Source organism: Staphylococcus pasteuri (genome assembly GCF_030547725.1).
Taxonomy (GTDB): Bacteria; Bacillota; Bacilli; order Staphylococcales; family Staphylococcaceae; genus Staphylococcus; species Staphylococcus pasteuri.
In genome coordinates, this window is record NZ_JAUOQO010001069.1 from 1 (window position 1) to 232 (window position 232).

At 37.1% G+C, this 232-nt stretch carries 1 pseudogene; it reads left to right on the forward strand.

The window, feature by feature from the left end:
* Positions 1-192 (forward strand): annotated as a pseudogene (locus tag Q4528_RS16440) (tRNA (adenosine(37)-N6)-threonylcarbamoyltransferase complex transferase subunit TsaD); the annotation flags it as partial.
* Positions 193-232 lie beyond the last annotated feature (40 nt).

The window sequence follows — 232 nt, forward strand, 5'->3', positions numbered from 1 at the left end:
GAATTATTTTATATGAAAGCTCATTTAAATTTTAAAGTACTAGGTGAAACTAGAGATGATGCAGTAGGTGAAGCATATGATAAAGTAGCTCGCACAATTGATTTTCCTTATCCTGGTGGACCTCAAGTTGATCAATTAGCAGCTATAGGCCAAGACACTTATCAATTTCCTAGAGTGTGGGTAGATAAAGATTGCTAGGAGGTTCGGTTTAGTGGATGGATAAGTGCAGTCA